The organism is Chitinophaga rhizosphaerae (assembly GCF_003958645.1).
Classification (GTDB): domain Bacteria; phylum Bacteroidota; class Bacteroidia; order Chitinophagales; family Chitinophagaceae; genus Chitinophaga; species Chitinophaga rhizosphaerae.
Window position 1 is genome coordinate 431,781 of the sequence record NZ_RXLO01000005.1, and the last position, 17,598, is coordinate 449,378.

Annotated in this window: 11 protein-coding genes and 1 pseudogene; 6 read left to right on the forward strand and 6 right to left on the reverse strand. The window is 55.4% G+C overall.

The window, feature by feature from the left end; genetic code table 11:
- Nucleotides 1-9 precede the first annotated feature (9 nt).
- Nucleotides 10-429: a hypothetical protein gene (locus EJ361_RS14685; protein ID WP_126246381.1), complete on the forward strand. Its 420-nt coding sequence runs from the start codon at nucleotides 10-12 to the stop codon at nucleotides 427-429.
- 433 nt (nucleotides 430-862) lie between these two features.
- Here the strand turns inward: EJ361_RS14685 and EJ361_RS14690 are convergent, their stop codons facing one another.
- Together EJ361_RS14690 and EJ361_RS14695 are read right to left on the reverse strand one after the other, a co-directional pair.
- A complete protein-coding gene (locus EJ361_RS14690; protein WP_126246382.1) occupies nucleotides 863-3,784 on the reverse strand; it encodes an FAD-binding and (Fe-S)-binding domain-containing protein in 2,922 nt (973 codons plus the stop codon).
- A 103-nt stretch (nucleotides 3,785-3,887) separates the two neighbouring features.
- A complete protein-coding gene (locus tag EJ361_RS14695; RefSeq protein WP_126246383.1) occupies nucleotides 3,888-4,793 on the reverse strand; it encodes a DUF72 domain-containing protein in 906 nt (301 codons plus the stop codon).
- Between the two features lie 192 nt (nucleotides 4,794-4,985).
- On the opposite strand from EJ361_RS14695, the gene EJ361_RS25640 reads away from it, so the two are divergent.
- On the forward strand, nucleotides 4,986-5,534 hold the full coding sequence (locus EJ361_RS25640; RefSeq protein WP_164714244.1) for an HAD domain-containing protein: 549 nt from the start codon (nucleotides 4,986-4,988) through the stop codon (nucleotides 5,532-5,534).
- A gap of 38 nt (nucleotides 5,535-5,572) precedes the next feature.
- Here EJ361_RS25640 and EJ361_RS26160 read toward each other — a convergent pair.
- Nucleotides 5,573-5,734: pseudogene (locus tag EJ361_RS26160) on the reverse strand (DinB family protein); the annotation flags it as partial.
- Between the two features lie 239 nt (nucleotides 5,735-5,973).
- Between EJ361_RS26160 and EJ361_RS14705 the strand changes: the two are divergent.
- From EJ361_RS14705 to EJ361_RS14715, 3 genes are read left to right on the forward strand one after another with little or no spacing between them, the layout of a single operon-like run.
- On the forward strand, nucleotides 5,974-7,395 hold the full coding sequence (locus EJ361_RS14705) for a glycogen synthase (RefSeq protein WP_126246384.1): 1,422 nt from the start codon (nucleotides 5,974-5,976) through the stop codon (nucleotides 7,393-7,395).
- A 15-nt stretch (nucleotides 7,396-7,410) separates the two neighbouring features.
- Nucleotides 7,411-8,682 (forward strand): glucose-1-phosphate adenylyltransferase, encoded by a 1,272-nt coding sequence (locus EJ361_RS14710; RefSeq protein ID WP_126246385.1) that lies wholly within the window; start codon nucleotides 7,411-7,413, stop codon nucleotides 8,680-8,682.
- 33 nt (nucleotides 8,683-8,715) lie between these two features.
- The gene (locus EJ361_RS14715) at nucleotides 8,716-10,179 is read left to right on the forward strand and encodes a glycoside hydrolase family 130 protein (protein WP_126246386.1); all 1,464 of its coding nucleotides are present in this window, start codon (nucleotides 8,716-8,718) and stop codon (nucleotides 10,177-10,179) included.
- Here the strand turns inward: EJ361_RS14715 and EJ361_RS14720 are convergent.
- The gene (locus EJ361_RS14720) at nucleotides 10,176-11,234 is read right to left on the reverse strand and encodes a glycosyltransferase family 4 protein (RefSeq protein WP_126246387.1); all 1,059 of its coding nucleotides are present in this window, start codon (nucleotides 11,232-11,234) and stop codon (nucleotides 10,176-10,178) included. The genes EJ361_RS14715 and EJ361_RS14720 overlap by 4 nt on opposite strands.
- Nucleotides 11,235-11,240: 6 nt before the next feature.
- Complete coding sequence (locus EJ361_RS14725) at nucleotides 11,241-13,514, reverse strand: glycosyltransferase family 4 protein (protein WP_126246388.1); 2,274 nt, start codon at nucleotides 13,512-13,514, stop codon at nucleotides 11,241-11,243.
- Between the two features lie 197 nt (nucleotides 13,515-13,711).
- Here EJ361_RS14725 and bshC point away from each other — a divergent pair, with 197 nt between their 5' ends.
- Nucleotides 13,712-15,325 (forward strand): bacillithiol biosynthesis cysteine-adding enzyme BshC, encoded by a 1,614-nt coding sequence (gene bshC / locus EJ361_RS14730; protein WP_164714245.1) that lies wholly within the window; start codon nucleotides 13,712-13,714, stop codon nucleotides 15,323-15,325.
- Nucleotides 15,326-15,335: 10 nt separating this feature from the next.
- Here the strand turns inward: bshC and EJ361_RS14735 are convergent, their stop codons facing one another.
- The gene (locus tag EJ361_RS14735; protein ID WP_126246390.1) at nucleotides 15,336-17,567 is read right to left on the reverse strand and encodes an FUSC family protein; all 2,232 of its coding nucleotides are present in this window, start codon (nucleotides 17,565-17,567) and stop codon (nucleotides 15,336-15,338) included.
- Between the last annotated feature and the right edge of the window lie 31 nt (nucleotides 17,568-17,598).

The following is a 17,598-nucleotide window of genomic DNA, read 5'->3' on the forward strand; positions in this document are numbered from 1 at the left end:
CCAATGAATATGCTTCGTAACGTAACCATGCTATGCATCGCCATGGCTTTTTTTGCATGTAAAAAATCCCGCCAGCCGCAACCGCAACCCACCAACCAGGATATGCAGGGTACCTGGACGGGCCGATATGGATATTCCTACGGCAACGATGAAGGCGATACTACATTTTCCGGCTATTTCGGCCATTTCAGGATGGAATTTTTTCAAAATGGGACGTTGATCGTTCATGATGAAGGATCGCAGACGATGACGGCGCGGGGAACGTATGTGCGCAATGGAAAGGATTTGTATGCCCGGTATAAATATGATATCGGGACAGATAATATTTTCTCTTTTAAAGCGCGCCTGGAGCGGCCAGACAGCCTGGCGGGGAAATGGATGGTAGGATACGACGGGCCTACGGGTGGAGAATTTTTCGTCAAAAAATAACGGACCCCAAAGTAAATGGACAGGGGAATGGCTGGGCAACCTGCTGTTCCCCTGAAGTAATGGTTAAGAAAAGAGAAATTAAAGTAGATGATAATGTTATCGGCATAGTCGGCCACAATGGCGGGAACAGCATCCGGAAGAAGCGTCCGTACGGAAAACTATGAGGGATTGCGCCGATACGCATCGGCTGATCGTACTTTCCAATCTTGAAAATCTAAATTCGGTCTGGATCAGGCAGGGAATTGGTAAGAAGGAACGGTATGAGCCTCTGGGAGAGGCTGCCATCAATCAGTTCGCATCGCTTCAGAAATATTTGGCCGATCCGGCAATACGGGGAAGTCTGAGAAAGAAAAAGTAGCCCGGGAAAATCTCGACAAAAAATCCCCCGGCCACAAAACCGGGCCGGGGGACAATATCCATTCTGTTCGTTTATTTACATCAACGCGTCGTACAAAATCTCGACGGGGTGCATGGCGTGTGCGCCGGTGCCGTCCTTTATCTGGTGGCGGCAGCTGGTGCCCGGTGCGGCGATAAGGGCTTCGTTCCCGGCTTTGCGCACGGCCGGGAAAAGTACCAGTTCGCCGATGTTCATGGACACTTCGAAGTGTTCCTTTTCATAACCGAAAGATCCTGCCATGCCGCAGCATCCGGAGGGGATGACGTCTACCGTGTAGCCTTTGGGCAGACTGAGGATTTTTTTGCTGTGCAGCACCGACGAGAGGGCCTTTTGCTGGCAATGGCCATGCAGTTTGATGTGTTGCTTGCCGGCGCGGAACATCCCGCTGTGGATGGCGCCTTTATCGGCTTCCATGGCGAGGAACTCGTCTACCAGGAACACGTTTTTGGCGAGGGCTTTGGCTTTGTCGCGCAGCGCGTCGCCCACCAGATCGGGGTATTCGTCGCGGAACGTGAGGATGGCGCTTGGTTCGATGCCGATGAGGGGAGCATCTGCCGTCACGATGTCTGCGAAAAGGGCTACGTTTTTCTCGGCGAACACTTTGGCTTGCCGCAGGAATCCTTTGGAAAGCAGGGCCCGCGCGCTTTCCGGATGGTCCACGGGCGTTACGTCGTACCCGAGTTTACGCAGGAGTTGCACGGTTTTGATACCGATGTGGGTATCGTTGTAGTTGGTGAATTCGTCGCAGAAGAGGTACACTTTCTTCCCGCCTTTGGCGGGTGCCGGGTTGCGGCGGAGCCATTTCCGGAGCGTGGTGCTTTGGAGGGTGGGCATGGAGCGGTCCGGCGCGAAGCCGCTGAACTTTTTGATGAGCTTCGAGGTGGTTTTGTTCTTCACGAGGAAGTTGTATACCCCGGGCGCGATGGCGGCCAGGCCGGTGAGCCGCGTGAAGTTGCCGATCATCCGGGTGCGGAGGGGAACGCCATTGGCATCGTAATAATGCTGTAGGAATTCCATCTTCAGCTTCGCTACGTCTACATTGGAAGGGCATTCGCCCTTGCAGCCCTTGCAGGCGAGGCAGAGGTCGAGCACGTCGTAAATCTCTTCGTGGTCGAATTTATTTTCCTTGGTGCTGTTGGTAAGGAATTCGCGCAGGATGTTGGCCCTGGCGCGGGTGGTATCCTTTTCGTTGCGGGTGGCCATGTAGCTGGGGCACATGGTCCCGCCGCTGAGGTGCGTTTTGCGGCAGTCGCCCGATCCGTTGCACTGTTCCGCATGTTGGAGGATGGTCTGCTCCGGGAAATGGAAAACGGTTTTGATATCGGGGGCTTTCTTTCCGGGCTCGTACCGCAGCATGCTGTTCATGGACGGCGTGTCCACGATTTTGTGCGGATTGAAGATGTTTTCCGGGTCCCAGGTGTATTTCACCTGTCGGAGGAGCTCGTAGTTGCGCGGCCCGATCATCTGCGCGATGAATTCTCCGCGGAGGCGGCCGTCGCCATGTTCGCCGCTGAGGGAGCCGTTGAATTTTTTCACGAGCGTGGCGATTTCTTCGGCGATGGTGCGGAAGAGCTGGTTGCCTTCTTTCGTTTTGAGATTGATGATGGGCCGGAGGTGGATCTCGCCGCTGCCTGCGTGGGCATAGTGAACGGCATAGAGGTTATATTTCTGCAGGATGACGTTAAACTCCGCGATGAATGCCGGGAGGTCTTCCACAGCCACGGCGGTGTCTTCGATCACGGGCACGGCTTTTTCGTCGCCCGGCAAATTGCCGAGTAGGCCGAGGCCTGCTTTACGGAGGGTCCAGATTTTCTTGGTGTCGTCGCCGAAGAGGAGCGGAAAGTGGTATCCCAGGCCGGCGGATTGCATTTCGGCTTTTACCTGGCCGGCGATGGCGACGATTTCTTCGCGGGTGTTCCGGCAGAATTCCACGACGAGGATGGCGCCGGGGTCTCCCTGTACGAAGAAACGGTTTTTGCTTTGCTCGATATTATCCTTGGTGCATTCCAGGATATAATGATCGATCAGCTCGCTGGCGCTGGGTTTGTAGCGCATGGCGATGATATTGGCGCGGAGGGATTCGTCGATGGAATTGAAGTGCACGCACAGCAAACCGGTTTCCTTGGGCGGAAGCGGTTCGATATTGAGTTTGATCTCGGTGAGGAAGGCGAGGGTGCCTTCCGATCCGGCGATGAGCTTGCAGAAGTTGAAGTCTTCCTTTCCGGCGGTGAAGGGGGCCGTTTCGAGGAGCAGGTCGATGGCATAACCGGTATTTCGGCGGAGGATTTCCGGCTTGGGGAATTCCTTACGGATCTCGGACTGGTTGGCCGCATTTCCGAGAATGTTACGGATCTGCTTGTATACAGCGGTTTCCAGCCGGCCGTCGTTCGCTTCGCAGCGGGCGTGGAACGCGTCGGGCGAAAGCGTGCCGAAAGTAGCGTCGCTGCCATCGCTCAGGATGGCTTTCACTTCGAGGAGATGCTCGCGGGTGCTGCCGTATACAACGGAGTTGGAGCCGCAGGAGTTGTTGCCGACCATCCCGCCGATCATGGCACGGTTGGCGGTGGAGGTTTCCGGACCGAAGTAAAACCCGTACGGTTTGAGGAACATGTTCAGCTCGTCGCGGATAACGCCGGGCTGCACGCGTACCCATTTCTCGTCGGTGTTGATTTCGAGGATTTTGGTGAAGTGCCGGGAAACGTCGGTGATGATTCCGTTGCCGACTACCTGTCCTGCAAGGGAAGTGCCGGCGGTCCGGGGAATGAGCGAGGTTTTATGTTGCCGCGCGAAGCGGATCAGTGTTTTGAGATCGGATTCGTCCTGGGGGATGGCCACGGCCAATGGCATTTCCCGGTAAGCGGATGCGTCGGTGGCATAGAGTGTCCGCATGGTGTCGTCGGTATACAGTTCGCCTTTCAGCTCCTGGCCCAGCTGTAATAGCTCGTCTCGCTTGATCATGAAGGCGAAATTAATACATTGCCCGGAGCATTAAAAGAGGGGGGCGGGGCAGGGTGACTGACTTTTTATGGAAACCCCCTGTGGGTGGGGGTTTCCCCGTGGATCAAAACAGGGTATTCTCCTTAAAGCTCCTGGGCTTGCGGATCTCCAGCCCGGGGAACCCTTCCAGCCGCTCGGCGAAATAGTTCGCAAGCTCGTTCACCCCATCGTCGTTGTGCTGGTGAATAAAGAGATACGCCTCTTCCAGCCCGTTCTCCAGCCAGAAATGAAGGCGGTTGATCCAGTCGTCGGCCCGTTGGAAATCGGTAGGGTGGAGGCTATTGCCGACAAAACGCACCATCGCCCGGGGAACCGGCAAATGCATATGCACCACGTCCCGCCGGCCGGCCGTATCGGTAATGATGAGGCCAGTGTTGAGTTTGCGCAAGGTGGAATACAGCTCCTGGCTGTTGTGGGGATCGGCGAACCAGTCCGGATGCCGCAGCTCCGCGAAAAACCGGAGATCGGTCGGCAGGGAGGCCAAATAGGAAAACAGGGAATCCCTGCGATTGGGGGCGAACGATTCGCCCACCTGCAGGAAAATCGGCCCGAGCATGTTCCCGAAAGCTGAAACCCCTTCCAGGAAAGCCGTGGTAGCTTCCCGGGCGTTCACGAGATGGCTGTAGTGGCTGATGGATTGCGGCACTTTGGGGCAGAACCGGAAATCGGGGTTCTTTACCTTTTCCGCCCAACCCGCGATCGCATCCGGACCGTAAATTTTGTAATGCGTCGCGTTCAGCTCCACGCTGGCGTAAGAGCGGGCATATTCGGTGAGGAAATCCTTCTCCTTCGTGCCTTTGGGGTAGATATCGCCTACCCAGTCTTTCCGGTTCCAGGTGGTACATCCCAGCCGGATGACCGGTTTTGCCGCAGGTTTCCCGGGTAGTACGCCCCGGTTGAAAGCAGGCTCGGCAGGTAGTTTGAAGTCGGTCTCGTTGAGGAGCGCCTCGTCGATCTGGCCAAATTTCATAACTGCAAAATAGGCTTTTCAAGGAAATTGGCATTACGCGCGGATCATGGAATTAACCCCGCAACGGCGCAATTCGACTAATCCATTAAACCCGGTCGGGAATTTGAAATATGTTGAAAAACAGAACCGTTATTCCCGAAGATGTCGGTTATGACTGCGGAATTCATGTAAATTGCTCTTGTTAACGAAGTTATGAAGAAGTATATTTTACTTGATATAGATGGCGTAATGGTTCCGGCAAACAGTTGGAAGCCGCCGGATCTGGATGCCGACGGGTTTTATCGGTTTAGCCCGGTCGCAAGCGATCAACTTCAATGGTTATTGGTGAAAACCGCTGCGACCATCATTTTAACCACTTCCCACCGGACAAGATATTCCAGCCTGCAGTGGACGGAAATATTGCGTCGAAGGATAAGCGCTGTGAAGGATGTATTTACGCTGGATGATGTTTTCAACCCAACGTCAACCTTTCATGACCCGACCGGAGCGGTAAAAGGTTCCGAAGAAACTGGAAGCCCACTCAAGGTGCATCCGCTTTTTGTAGATTCCCGGCTCGTCGATGTTGCCAAATGGGCAGAACAGTTCGGGTCCTATGATTATGTAATAATAGATGATGATTCGTCGCTCAATCTGCTTGCACCAGGAGTGAAGAAACATTGGGTGAAAACCGCTCCAGGCATCGGACTTAATGATCTAGCGGCAGCAACCGCCCTTGAAATATTAACTTTCGGAGGTAAGTAATTCAGCCCGCCCGGCTTTGCCGCTTTCTGCGGCTGACTTTGTTCGTAAGTAGGCCCGTACAGCCCTGGTACCTTATTCCCCGAAGCCCGCAAATAGACGATCATTTCCCCACGATGGTGGTACAAATGGTTGAACAGGCCCCCCCGGGCCACTGCGCCCCTGGGCATCGGGCCAAGCACCGTTCTGCCGCCCGCCTGCATGGTCCAGTCTTCCTTCGGGCCAACGGGAAAAACAGGACGAAGGTCCAAATTACCGCTATCCACGTCGCCAGTTTCGACGATTTGACCTATTCCGGGTGCCCTTCAGCATCATCCGTTGTCCAAATAATGCATGTAACGCCCGGATTTCGTTTCCTGGAACCCTCCACAGCGCTGAAGATCATATTTTTATGCACGAATCCTTTGTAATCTGGACTTTCCGGATTAAATTATAATCAAGTATGGAAATATTGCACGTTAGCGCGGAATGTTACCCGGCCGCCAAGGTAGGCGGCCTGGCAGATGTAGTGGGCGCACTCCCCAAATACCAGGTCCAGGAAGGTGCGATCGCCAAAGTGGTGATCCCTGCCTACAGGAATCCCTTCCGCGAAAGCGGGAAACACAGTTTCGAGCTCGTGCACCAGGGAGGGCTCTGGCTCGGGCACGATTGGTACCATTTCAATGTCTGGAAAGAAAGCAACAACGCCCTGGGGTTCGATTTCTACCAGGTCGATATCCCCGGATTGCTGGACACCCCCAACGTCTACGGTTATTCCAACGACACCGAACGGTTCCTCGCTTTCCAGGTGGCCGTGCTCGACTGGCTCAGCGAATGGCAACACCAGCCCGATGTGGTCCATTGTCACGACCACCACACCGGCCTCATCCCGTTCCTGCTCAAATACGGACGGAAATACGCCGGATTGGCGCACATCCCCACCGTGCTCACCATCCACAACGCCCAATACCAGGGGCAGTTCGGGTGGGACAAACTGTACCTCATTCCGTCGTTCGACCTCTGGAAAAGCGGTATGCTCGACTGGAACGGCGCCATCAACCCGCTGGCCTCGGCCATCAAATGCGCCTGGCGCATCAATACCGTGTCTCCCAGCTACATGGAGGAGCTCTACCACGCCGCCAACGGGCTGGAAGGCCTGCTGAACGCCGAAAGGTTCAAGGCCAGGGGCATCCTGAACGGGATAGACGATGACGTGTGGGACCCGAAGTCCGACCCGATGGTCCCGGTGAACTTCGGCATAAAAGATGTAACGAAAGGGAAGAAAGCCAATAAGGAAAGTATCTGTGAGGAATATGGATTCAAAAGCAGTCTGCCGCTGTTCGTGTTCATCGGCCGGCTCGTGGGCGACAAAGGGGCCGATTACATCCCCGATGCCGTGAGCCGCGCGCTGTACGAGCACCCCGGGGCGTTCAACTGCCTGATCCTCGGCAGCGGAGATGCGCACATCGAATGGCTCATGCAGCAGGCGCGCCTGCTAAACGGTGAACACTTTGGGGTGTACATCGGTTATAACGAGGCGCTTAGCCGCCGGTTGTATGCCGGCGCGGATTTCCTGCTGATGCCTTCGCGGGTGGAACCCTGCGGGCTGAACCAGATGTACGCCATGCGATACGGGACCATCCCGATCGTCCGCACCACCGGCGGCCTTCGCGATACCGTGACGGATTTCGGGGACGAGGGCGGCACCGGCGTGAGGTTTTTCCAGCCAACGGCGGGCGACCTGAACCACGCCATCGGCCGCGCGCTGGAACTGTACAGCACCAAAACCGCATTCAATAAAATCAGGAAAACGGGTATGCAGCAAGACCATTCGTGGAACAAAGCCGCCCGTCAGTACATGGACCTTTATACCAGCCTATCATAAATAATACCGTACGTTATGTCTAACGAAGTGATCTCGATCATCCTTGGCGGAGGCGCCGGAACGCGTCTCTATCCCCTGACCCGCAGCCGCTCCAAACCCGCTGTGCCCGTAGCCGGAAAATACCGGCTCGTGGATATTCCCATCTCGAACTGCCTGAATGCCGATCTGCACCGCATTTTCGTGCTCACGCAATTCAACTCGGCCTCGCTGAACAAGCATATCAAGAACACGTACCACTTCAGCAGCTTCAGCAAAGCTTTCGTGGACATTCTTGCCGCCGAGCAAACGCCCGACAACCCTACCTGGTTCCAGGGTACGGCAGACGCCGTCCGGCAAACCATCCGGCACCTGGAGAACTTCGATTACAAATACATCCTCATCCTTTCCGGCGACCAGCTTTACCAGATGGATTTCCGGGAGATGATCCGCAACCACATCGAGAAAGGCGCCGATATCTCCATCGCCACCATTCCCGTTCACGCCCGCGAAGCCACGGAATTCGGCATCCTCAAAACCGATCCCGAAAACTTCATCTCGTCGTTCATCGAAAAGCCGAAAAAAGAGCTCCTGCCAGACTGGACCTCCGACACCGGTCCGGACATGGAACGCGAAGGCCGCAATTACCTCGCCTCCATGGGCATCTACATTTTTAATAAAGGCCTGCTGTACGAACTGCTGCACAACCAGCCGGACGCTACGGATTTCGGGAAGGAAATCATCCCCAACTCCATCGGCGAGCATAAAGTGCTGAGCTATCAGTATGAAGGCTATTGGACCGACATCGGGAACATCTCGTCGTTTTTCGAAGCCAACCTCGGCCTTACGGACGATATTCCGCAGTTCAACCTGTTCGACGATACCCGGACCATCTTCTCCCGCGCGCGCATGCTGCCGCCGGCGAAAATTTCGGGGACCACGCTGGAAAAAACCATGATCGCCGACGGCTGCATTATTAATGCCAGTCGCCTGGAACGTTGCGTGGTCGGCATCCGGACGCGCATCGGGAAGGGAACTACCATCAGCAATGCGTACCTCATGGGGAACGACAGTTACCAGACGCTGGACGAGATCAACAGGGCGAAACAGGAAGGCCGTCCGCCCATGGGCATCGGCGACCGTTGCTATATCAACAATGCCATTATCGACAAGAACGCCTGTATCGGCAACGATGTGCGGATCAACGGCGGGAAGCATCTCGAAGATGGTGATTTCGAGAAGCATACGGTGAAGGATGGCATTGTTGTTGTGAAGAAAGGAGCGGTGCTGCCCGACGGCTTCCAGTGTTGAACCGACGGGCGCAAAGGCAATAAAAAAACGGATATGCGCATACCCATCGAAAGGCAGAAGGCCAAGATCACTCCGGACCTCAAACGTGTGGTGGCCCGGTTCTTTTTCAACGGAGACGCCCGGGCAAAGGGCATCATCCTGAAAGTAACGGAAATGACCGACACGGATGTGGAAGGGGCGATCATCCCGCTGCTCCGCGAATTCTCGCGCAGGCACCGGAACATCACCCGGATATTTGAACGGCACGCGGAAAAGGTGAAGCCCCTCGTTCAGGCGCTGGGCCTGGATTTCGAACAGCTCGGCATGAAACGGAAACTGCTCATCGGTTCCTATTTTACCAACGAGTTTTCCATCGAATCCGCCGCGTTTTTCAATCCCTCCATCGTCGAAGATCCCGACCAGAGCAATCTCGAAGAAGGGGAAAAACGGGTGATCCTCAGCTTTCGCGCCGTGGGCGAAGGGCACGTGTCGTCCATCGTTTTCCGGCAAGCCATCGTGGACCGCGATAACAACGTTAACATCATCCCGGCGGGGAATTATGTCGACGAACCGGATATTATCCGCAACACCATTTACCACAAAAATATATTCTTCCAGAATGCCGTTTCCATTAGCCTGCCCGATTCCGTGCTCCGCGAAGTGGCCGGCTCCCTACCCGAAACGTTCGATTATGTAGGACTGAAGAAAGTGATCCGCGAAATGCAGCAGCGCTACCAGATAGACCATCTCATCAAACGGAACCTGGAACGGCTGCTATGGCTGGCAGACAGCTATTATGAAATCAATTTTTCGCTGGATACCGATATTTCCGACCGCGTGATTTTCCCGTATTCCGACGCGGAAAGCCGGGGGATCGAAGACGCGCGGTTCGTGAAATATACCGGTGATACGAGCGGCGTTACCTATTACGCCACGTACACGGCGTTCGACGGCGTCACCATTCAGCCGAAACTGCTCGCCACGCGCGATTTCTATCATTTCAAGATCATGCCGCTCTACGGCGAAGGCGCGCAGAACAAGAACCTGGCGCTGTTCCCAAGGAAAATTAAGGGGAGGTACGCGATGATGTCGCGCATCGACGGGATCAACAATTACATCATGTATTCCGACAAGATCAATATCTGGGAAAACCCCGAGATCCTGCAAACCCCCAAATACCCCTGGGAGTTCGTCCAGATCGGGAACTGCGGCTCACCCATCGAAACCCCGGAAGGCTGGCTCGTCATCACCCACGGCGTGGGCCCCATGCGCACGTATTGCCTGGGAGCAACGCTGCTCGATCTGGAAGATCCCAAGATCGAGATCGGCCGGCTCCGCGAACCGCTCATCATCCCCAATAAAGACGAACGCGAAGGCTACGTGCCCAACGTGCTCTACAGCTGCGGCGCGCTCATTCATAACGAAGAGCTGCTCATACCGTATGGCCTGTCGGATTACGCGTCTACCTTCGCGACCGTACATCTGAAAGATTTGCTCGAAAGAGTGAAGGAAGGTTAATTGTACCTGCCCATGATCGATGGCGTCATCGGTCCTTTCGGCGGCGATTTCGCCAGCACCGATCTGTACACTTCGATGTAATCATCCACCATCCTGTCTACACTGAACTTCGATGCAGACCATGCGCGGCATTGCCCGCGGTCGAGCGACGGAATGTCTTTCACCGCTTCGGCCGCCTCGGCGGCATTGCTCACGATGAATCCCGTTTCGCCGGCCTTGATGAGCTCGGGCATAGACCCGCGGTTGTAGGCGATAACGGGCGTTCCGCACATCATGGCTTCCGCAACGCTGAGCCCGAACGGCTCTTCGAAGTAAATGGGATGCAGCAACGCGAGTGCGCCACCCATGAGTTGGCGGCGCTGTTGCGGATCGGCGGTACCAACGTACTGGATCTGGTCGCCGTCGATGAAGGGCGCTACCTGTTCCTTAAAGTACTGTTCGTTTTGGATGATCCCTGCGATGATAAGGCGTTTGCCGCTGAGCTGGGCGATCCGGATGGCGTCGTGCGCGCCCTTGTGCGGGTGGAGCCTGCCGAAAAACAGGAGATACTCGCCCGGGGTGCCGATAAAATCGAACTGCGCGGGATCGATCCCGTTGTACACCGTGGCTTCGTACCGCAGATCGGGATGGCGGTCGGATTCGCTGATGGAAACGTAATGCGTGTTCCGGTTGTACCGCTTGAATACGGGAACGATGTGCTCCGACGAAAATCCATGGATCGTGGTCACGATCGGCGTGCGGATAAGCCGGCTGAACGTGAGCGGATGGAAGTCGAAGTGATTGTGGATGATGTCGAAGTTCCGCGCCTCTTCCATCAACATGCTGATGTGGATGCATTCCTGGACCTTGGCGTCCAGCGAATGGTCTTCTTCATAACCATGGGGACAAACAGCTTTGAGCTTTGCGCCCGTAATAGAATTTTGGGTGGCAAACAGTGTTACGTCCAGACCGCGGCGGACCAAGCCTTCCGTCACGTTGGACGCGATTTGTTCCCAGGGGCCGTAACTAACGGGCGGAGTACGCCACGCTACTGGGGAAAGGATCGCGATTTTCATGGGTTGTTAACTGATTTTACTGACAACATTCGTTGAAATGATGGTAGTACGTACGGATTTTTCCGGTTTTGGGATGGACTCACAAGTTTGTAACACGGCAATATGTGAAATAAAATATGCCAAAGTGGATTCAGCGCCCTGGTTCCGGTTCAGCCCTGCGGCCGACAATCCGTCGCAACACCCGTGTGTTTCATGGTCGTACAGCGGAATGCGGAGCACGTTTTCGCCGAGGAACCATTGAAAGCACGTATACATTTTTCGCAAATAGTCCGTTTCGTTTGTGGCTACATATGCCTGCTGGTACAATAAGACCATGGCCATGGTTTCGATCGCCTGCTGGTCGAACAGCGGACAGGCGCCGCCTTCGCAGTGCCATCCGTTGTTACCCACGGGCGAAAAATAACCATGTGCCATGGTGAGGTTTTCCAGGAAGGATAAGCTTTCCAATGCGATATTGCGCCACTTTTCGTTGCCGGTCGCTTCTGCGGCGTGGAGCATGGCGAGGGGAAGGATGCCGTTATCGTAGGTCATCGATTTCTCGTACCAGCGCCAGTCTGCCGTAGCATTGCGATCCCAGGCGTCGATCATCGGCTGGATGAGTTGTTCGAGGATATGGATCATCCCTTCGTCTGCCGGGTGGTGCAAAATATAATGGCAAACGCCGATGACGCTGTTGGCCCGTCCGCGCAGGTGCTCCAGCGCCGCGAAGTGCTGGATGGAGCGGTGGTACAGTTCATAAGCGAATTCGCGGTAGGAATTGTTGGGGGCGAAGCGGATGAGGTACCCCAGCGCCCAAACGGTGCGGCCGAAAGCATCTTCGGAGCCAACTTCATCGAGGTATTGCCGGCTGAAGCTGAGGAAATTCCGGAAATTCCCGTCGGGCGTCTGCATATAATGGATGAAGCTGAGGTATACCGGCAGCAGTTCGGGCACTTCCTTGCCTTTGCGGAACTGCTGGGCCATGAGCGTCATCATGAGCGCGCGGGCGTTATCGTCTACGCAATATCCTTCTTTCAGGTTGGGAATGCCGTACTTGGCGTGCTGCACGATGCCGGTATCGTCTGTCAACCGCCGGATGTGGGTGAGGTTGAGGGCGGGAAGCGCGGAGGCGTCGGGCAGCGGATCGGGCAATACGGTGGGTCGCGGTACGCCCAGGACTTTCACGGCCAGTTGAAGGTACCTGCCGCCCATCCGGCTCCATTGCAGTTCGCGGCCGTATTCGTAGGCGTTTTCGCGGAGGGCTTCCAGTTTGGCGGGCTCGTCGAGCAGCGAAAGGATCAGTTGCCCGAGGGTTTCATGCTGCGCGAAACCGAACAATTTCCCGCGGCCGTTAGCCAGCAGTTCCGTCGCGTACCAGTATGGCGTGGAAAGCACCGCAGCGCCGGCGCCCATTGCATAGGTAAGCGTCCCGCTGGTGATCTGCGCTTCGCTCAGGTAGGGCGTCACGTAAATCTGGCTGCGCGTGAGCCAGGCGAACAGGTCGTTTTCCGTAAGGAATTTATCAAGGAAAAGCACATGGCCCCCCAGCCCCAGGTTGTCTACCAGCTGCTGGAGGCTCTGGCGGTATTCTTCCCCGCAATTGCGCAGCACGGCCGGATGCGTTTTCCCGGCCACCACGTACATCACGTCGGGATGCCTTTCGATCACCTGCGGCAATGCGTTGATGACGGTTTCGATGCCCTTGTTACGGCTCAGCAGCCCGAACGTGAAAATGAGCTTCCGGTTGCGGAGCGTTTCGGGCACCACGTCTGCCCGGATCGATAAATTCCCGAAATCAGGGACGCCATGGGGGATCAGTGAAATTTTGTCGGAGGGAACTTCATAAATATCTTCCAGGAAGGAAATGGCCAGCCGGCTCATCACCACCACCCGTTCCGCCTGCCGCGATATTTCGCGGACGATGCTTTTCTGGAGGAACGAGGGCTCCTTCAGCACGGTATGGAACGTGGCGATGAAAGGAACTTTCAACCGGTGAAGGAAGGGCAGGAGGAAGATCCCGCTTTCTCCGCCGAATATGCCGAATTCATGTTGCACCACTACCAGGTCTATCCCGTTCCCGTTCACCCAGTCTGCCGCATCCAGGTAATCCGCCATATGCTGCTGCCGCACGGTGAACGCGACCTCGGGCGGATATTCATATACCTGTCCTTCGTCATTCATGGCGATCACGCTCACTTCGGGCGCTTCCTGCTGGCCTTGCATGGCCTTGATCAAATGCTCTGTAAAAGTCGCTATTCCGCACTCACGGGGATAATACGAGGCTATATATGCAATTCTCATAAGATAAGATGTTTTTTTAAGCTAAGTGTAGAATTCCTGTCCGGGTCAACGTAGATTTTACAAATCTGGCGCCAGATTGTTGTATGGCAATAGTTAACGTTCGGGGCATTTGTGATAAGTGGCAGAAATGGCAGGAAGGAAATACGTAGATTCGTAATGTGTAATTGACGTAAATTCGTTCTTCAAATTCAGATTCAGTGATCCAACATATAAACCCGGGCATATCTTTCCATACGGTACCGATTGCAGATACCCGTTACTTCAGTCCACTCATTGCCAACTTCCTGTCCGGACAGCCCCCGCTGCGGGATTTTTACGCTTACAGCCCTACGGGGCCCGACTTTGCCATGGCAATCAAGATCAAGGAAGGGCAGGCCCTCCGGCGGGACATACTGACAGAAACCCTCTATCAGCAATATGCGCATCTCGGGATCAGGGAAGAAGTACGCGCCAATATCGGCCTGTTGCAGGCAACCAACACTTTCACGGTCTGTACCGCCCATCAGCCCAATATCTTCACCGGATTCCTCTATTTCGCCTATAAAATCCTGCAAACCGTCAAACTGGCACAAGATCTTACCCGCCAGCATCCTGGCAAGCACTTCGTACCTGTTTATTACATGGGCAGCGAGGATGCCGATCTCGACGAGCTGGGCTCCATCTGGCTGGAAGGGCGCAAACTCACCTGGGAAACGGACCAGACCGGGGCCGTTGGGCGCATGCGCACGGAGAACCTGGAACCCATGCTCAAACAAATTGGTGACAGTATCGGCTTCCTGCCGCACGGGCCTCAACTGCTGGACATCCTGCGGAACGCCTATCTCGAACAACCCAACATTCAGCAGGCTACCCTGAGCCTTGTCAATGAACTGTTCGGGTGCTACGGACTGGTGGTGCTCATCCCGGATCATCCCAACTTCAAACGCCAGCTGATCCCTGTCATGAAAGACGAGCTGCTGAACCAGCGTTCCGAACAAATCGTCTCCAAAACGATCGACAAACTGTCAGCCCATTTCAAGGTACAAGCCACTCCGCGCGAAATAAATCTTTTCTATCTCATCGATGACAAACGCGAGCGCATTGTGAAAGATGGGGAATTGTGGAAAGTTCTACACACACAGTTGTCCTTTACGCGCGACGAATTGCTGAACGAGCTGGAAACCCATCCGGAGCGGTTCAGTCCGAATGTCATTCTGCGCGGCATCCTCCAGGAAACCATCCTTCCCAACATCGCTTTCATCGGTGGCGGCGGCGAAGTGGCGTACTGGCTCGAGTTGAAGGATTTGTTCCAATATCATAAAGTGCCGTATCCCGTCATCCTCCTCCGTAATTCGTTTTTGTGGGTGCGCCGGGAGGAACATGCGCGCCTGCACAAGCTGGGCCTCACGCCCGACGAGCTGTTCGAAGACACGGGGCTTATCATCAGTAAATTCGTGCATGATCGCACCAACGCGGCGCTCGTGCTGCGGGATGAATATACGGCCGTGGAAAAGCTGTTCAACGATCTGGAAGAAAAAGCGAAACAGATCGATGTAACGCTGGCGGCCAGTGTGAACGCCGAACGCTCCCGGGCGATAAAATCCATCGGGAAAATTGAGCACAAGTTCCTGCGCGCCGAAAAGAAGAAATTCGCCTGGCAGACGGAGCAGATCCAGACGGTGAAAGACCGCCTGTTCCCCGGCAACTCGCTGCAGGAGCGGAAAGAAAACCTGCTACCGTATTACGCTGAATGCGGGCCGGCGTTCTTCGATCACATCCTGCAATTCTGCATTCCCGTTACTGATCAGTTCATTATCGTGACGGAGTTGTAGCCGTAAAATATTAATCGTTGATCTGGGCCGCGTGAATCGCGGCCTTTTTCATGTCTTTCAGGACGGAATAGAGCGCCTGGAGCTGATCGCGCACGTGCTTGATCTCCAGCATTTCTTCGCGCTCCGTGGTTTGCCCCTGGCCCTGGTTGATCTGTTCCTGCCGAACGGAGATGAGGTGCGTGAGGCGTTCTTCCAGGGAATGGAAGGCGGCCGGAGCGGCGGGGTCTTCGCCCCAGGTGCCGGAGTTCACGTATTGCGCCACCTGGTCCATGAGCGTGTTGAGGAACAGCATGATGTCTTTATACTCCGGATGCTGGTATTGCAGCCGGTGTTGCAGGGCGTAGCCGGATAATTGGGCGATGTGGCTGGAAAGGGAATGGCTCAGTACCACGAAATGGTAAAGCTGCGAACCGTGTTTCTGTTTGCTTTTGGGCTCCGACAGCATCCGCTGGAAGGCGGAAGTGAGGTTGGCGGTGGTCACGTGCACGTCTTTTCGCGCCAGTTTGTACGCGATGAGGCTGAAAGGCTTCCCGGTGTAGAGGTTCGTCACTTCCTGGAGGTATGCCCGGTTGGCTTCCATGGTTTTGATCATGTAATCGGGGAGGAACCGGTATTCCCAGCTCGGCCAGAATATGTAGTTGAAGAGGAAGGCGATGCCGCCGCCGATGAGGGTGTCCAGTACGCGCTGGGTCACGTTCTCGAAATCGGCCGGGTGGAGGAAATGGAGAAGGAAAACGATGAACGGCGTCATGAAGATCACGCTCGTCACGTAATGGTACGTCTGGAAGCTGTAAGCGCCCAGAATGCAGACGAGCATGACGGAAAAGATGACGACGTCGTTTTTCGTGAGCCATAGAATGCCCGCCGCGCAGACCGCGCCGATGATGGTGCCGATGATCCGTTGGAAGCTCCGGGTTTTGGTGAGGCTGAAACCGGGTTTCATGATCACCATGATCGTCAGCAATATCCAGTAGGTCTTGCTCAGATCGAGCGCATGCCCCAGCAGGAAACCCGTGACCATGGCCAGGGCCGTGCGCAGGGCGTGGCGGAAGATGTGGGAATTGAAGGTGAGGTTGTTGCGGAAGGTCTCCACGTCGTACCGCTGCCGCGTGGTGAAGGCGGAAAGCTCGAGTTGATGATCGAACGAGGCTTCCTTGGCCCTTTCCAGCCGGGTGAGGCGGTGCAGGTTGTACAGGCGCTGCGCGATATGCTCCAGGTTGTCGAAAACCCCGTCGAACGGAATGAGGTCTGCCCGTTCGCGCAGGGTGGGCAGGGAGGCTTGATAGGCCTTGAACGCGCGCCGCGATTTTTCCAGTTCCAGTTTGAGGTTGACGTGCGGTAAGGACCGTAGCCCGGCCGAAACGGCGATGCCGATATGGTCGAGCTCATCGGCGAACTGGACGATGGTGTGGTGCAGTTGCTCGATGACCTGGGTGCCGGCGAATTTCTTTTGGAGGGAGGTATAGTCGATCTGGGAGGCCATGAATTGCTCGTGCATGTCTACCAGATCGAGGAATATCAGCACCATGGATTTGGAGATGGAGGTGGTACCCTGCTGTGCGGAGCGCATTTTCAGGAGCAGTTCGCGCACGGCTTCCATCTTTTCGTTGACGATCACCTGCTGGGCGAGCACGTCTTTATAGGTAGTGGTAATGTCTTTTTCGGGGCGATAGAAGTCTGCCCGTAGGCGGAGGTACCGGGCGGTTTGCTGGATACATTCGCCCAATGTTTGCTGCACGGTCAGGTACGGCCTGATCTGCCAGAGCAAAAGCGCCAGCAGGGCGTACCAGATGGAGCCGGAGAGCGTCAGCAGCGATACTTCGATCGCCATTTGCCAGGTCAGGTGCTCGGCCATGACGGATACCATGACCAGGAGGCCCCCCACGCCGATGTTCCCGCCGCGGTTGCCGTAGATGAGCAGCATACTGTAAAAGAAGCTGCAAAGCCCCACCCAGACCACGAGCGCCGGCGTGTAGGGCAGGAGAAGCCCCGTGCCCAGGGCCGTCAGGAAAATAAGAATGGTGCTGATAATCAGTCCATTGCGTTTATGGATGATGGTCCCCGGCACATCGGCGAGCGCGGTGCAGAGGGCGCCCATCGAGATGGCGATACCGGTAGACAAATGGCCGCTGAGGCCGAAAATAAGGGAGGGGACAACCACGCTCAGCGTTGTGCGCAGTCCGTTGCTGAAATGGTAACTGAAAATAAAGGCTTTCGCTTCTTTGGTCCAACGTTCTTGCATTGCGGGCAAAATTACGAATAAACCCGGCTTC

Bases quoted from the DNA above. Each gene is read 5' to 3' on its own strand.
- EJ361_RS14685 (WP_126246381.1), top strand. From the start codon at position 10: ATGCTTCGTAACGTAACCATGCTATGCATCGCCATGGCTTTTTTTGCA.
- EJ361_RS14690 (WP_126246382.1), bottom strand. From the start codon at position 3,784: ATGATCAAGCGAGACGAGCTATTACAGCTGGGCCAGGAGCTGAAAGGC.
- EJ361_RS14695 (WP_126246383.1), bottom strand. From the start codon at position 4,793: ATGAAATTTGGCCAGATCGACGAGGCGCTCCTCAACGAGACCGACTTC.
- EJ361_RS25640 (WP_164714244.1), top strand. From the start codon at position 4,986: ATGAAGAAGTATATTTTACTTGATATAGATGGCGTAATGGTTCCGGCA.
- EJ361_RS14705 (WP_126246384.1), top strand. From the start codon at position 5,974: ATGGAAATATTGCACGTTAGCGCGGAATGTTACCCGGCCGCCAAGGTA.
- EJ361_RS14710 (WP_126246385.1), top strand. From the start codon at position 7,411: ATGTCTAACGAAGTGATCTCGATCATCCTTGGCGGAGGCGCCGGAACG.
- EJ361_RS14715 (WP_126246386.1), top strand. From the start codon at position 8,716: ATGCGCATACCCATCGAAAGGCAGAAGGCCAAGATCACTCCGGACCTC.
- EJ361_RS14720 (WP_126246387.1), bottom strand. From the start codon at position 11,234: ATGAAAATCGCGATCCTTTCCCCAGTAGCGTGGCGTACTCCGCCCGTT.
- EJ361_RS14725 (WP_126246388.1), bottom strand. From the start codon at position 13,514: ATGAGAATTGCATATATAGCCTCGTATTATCCCCGTGAGTGCGGAATA.
- EJ361_RS14735 (WP_126246390.1), bottom strand. From the start codon at position 17,567: ATGCAAGAACGTTGGACCAAAGAAGCGAAAGCCTTTATTTTCAGTTAC.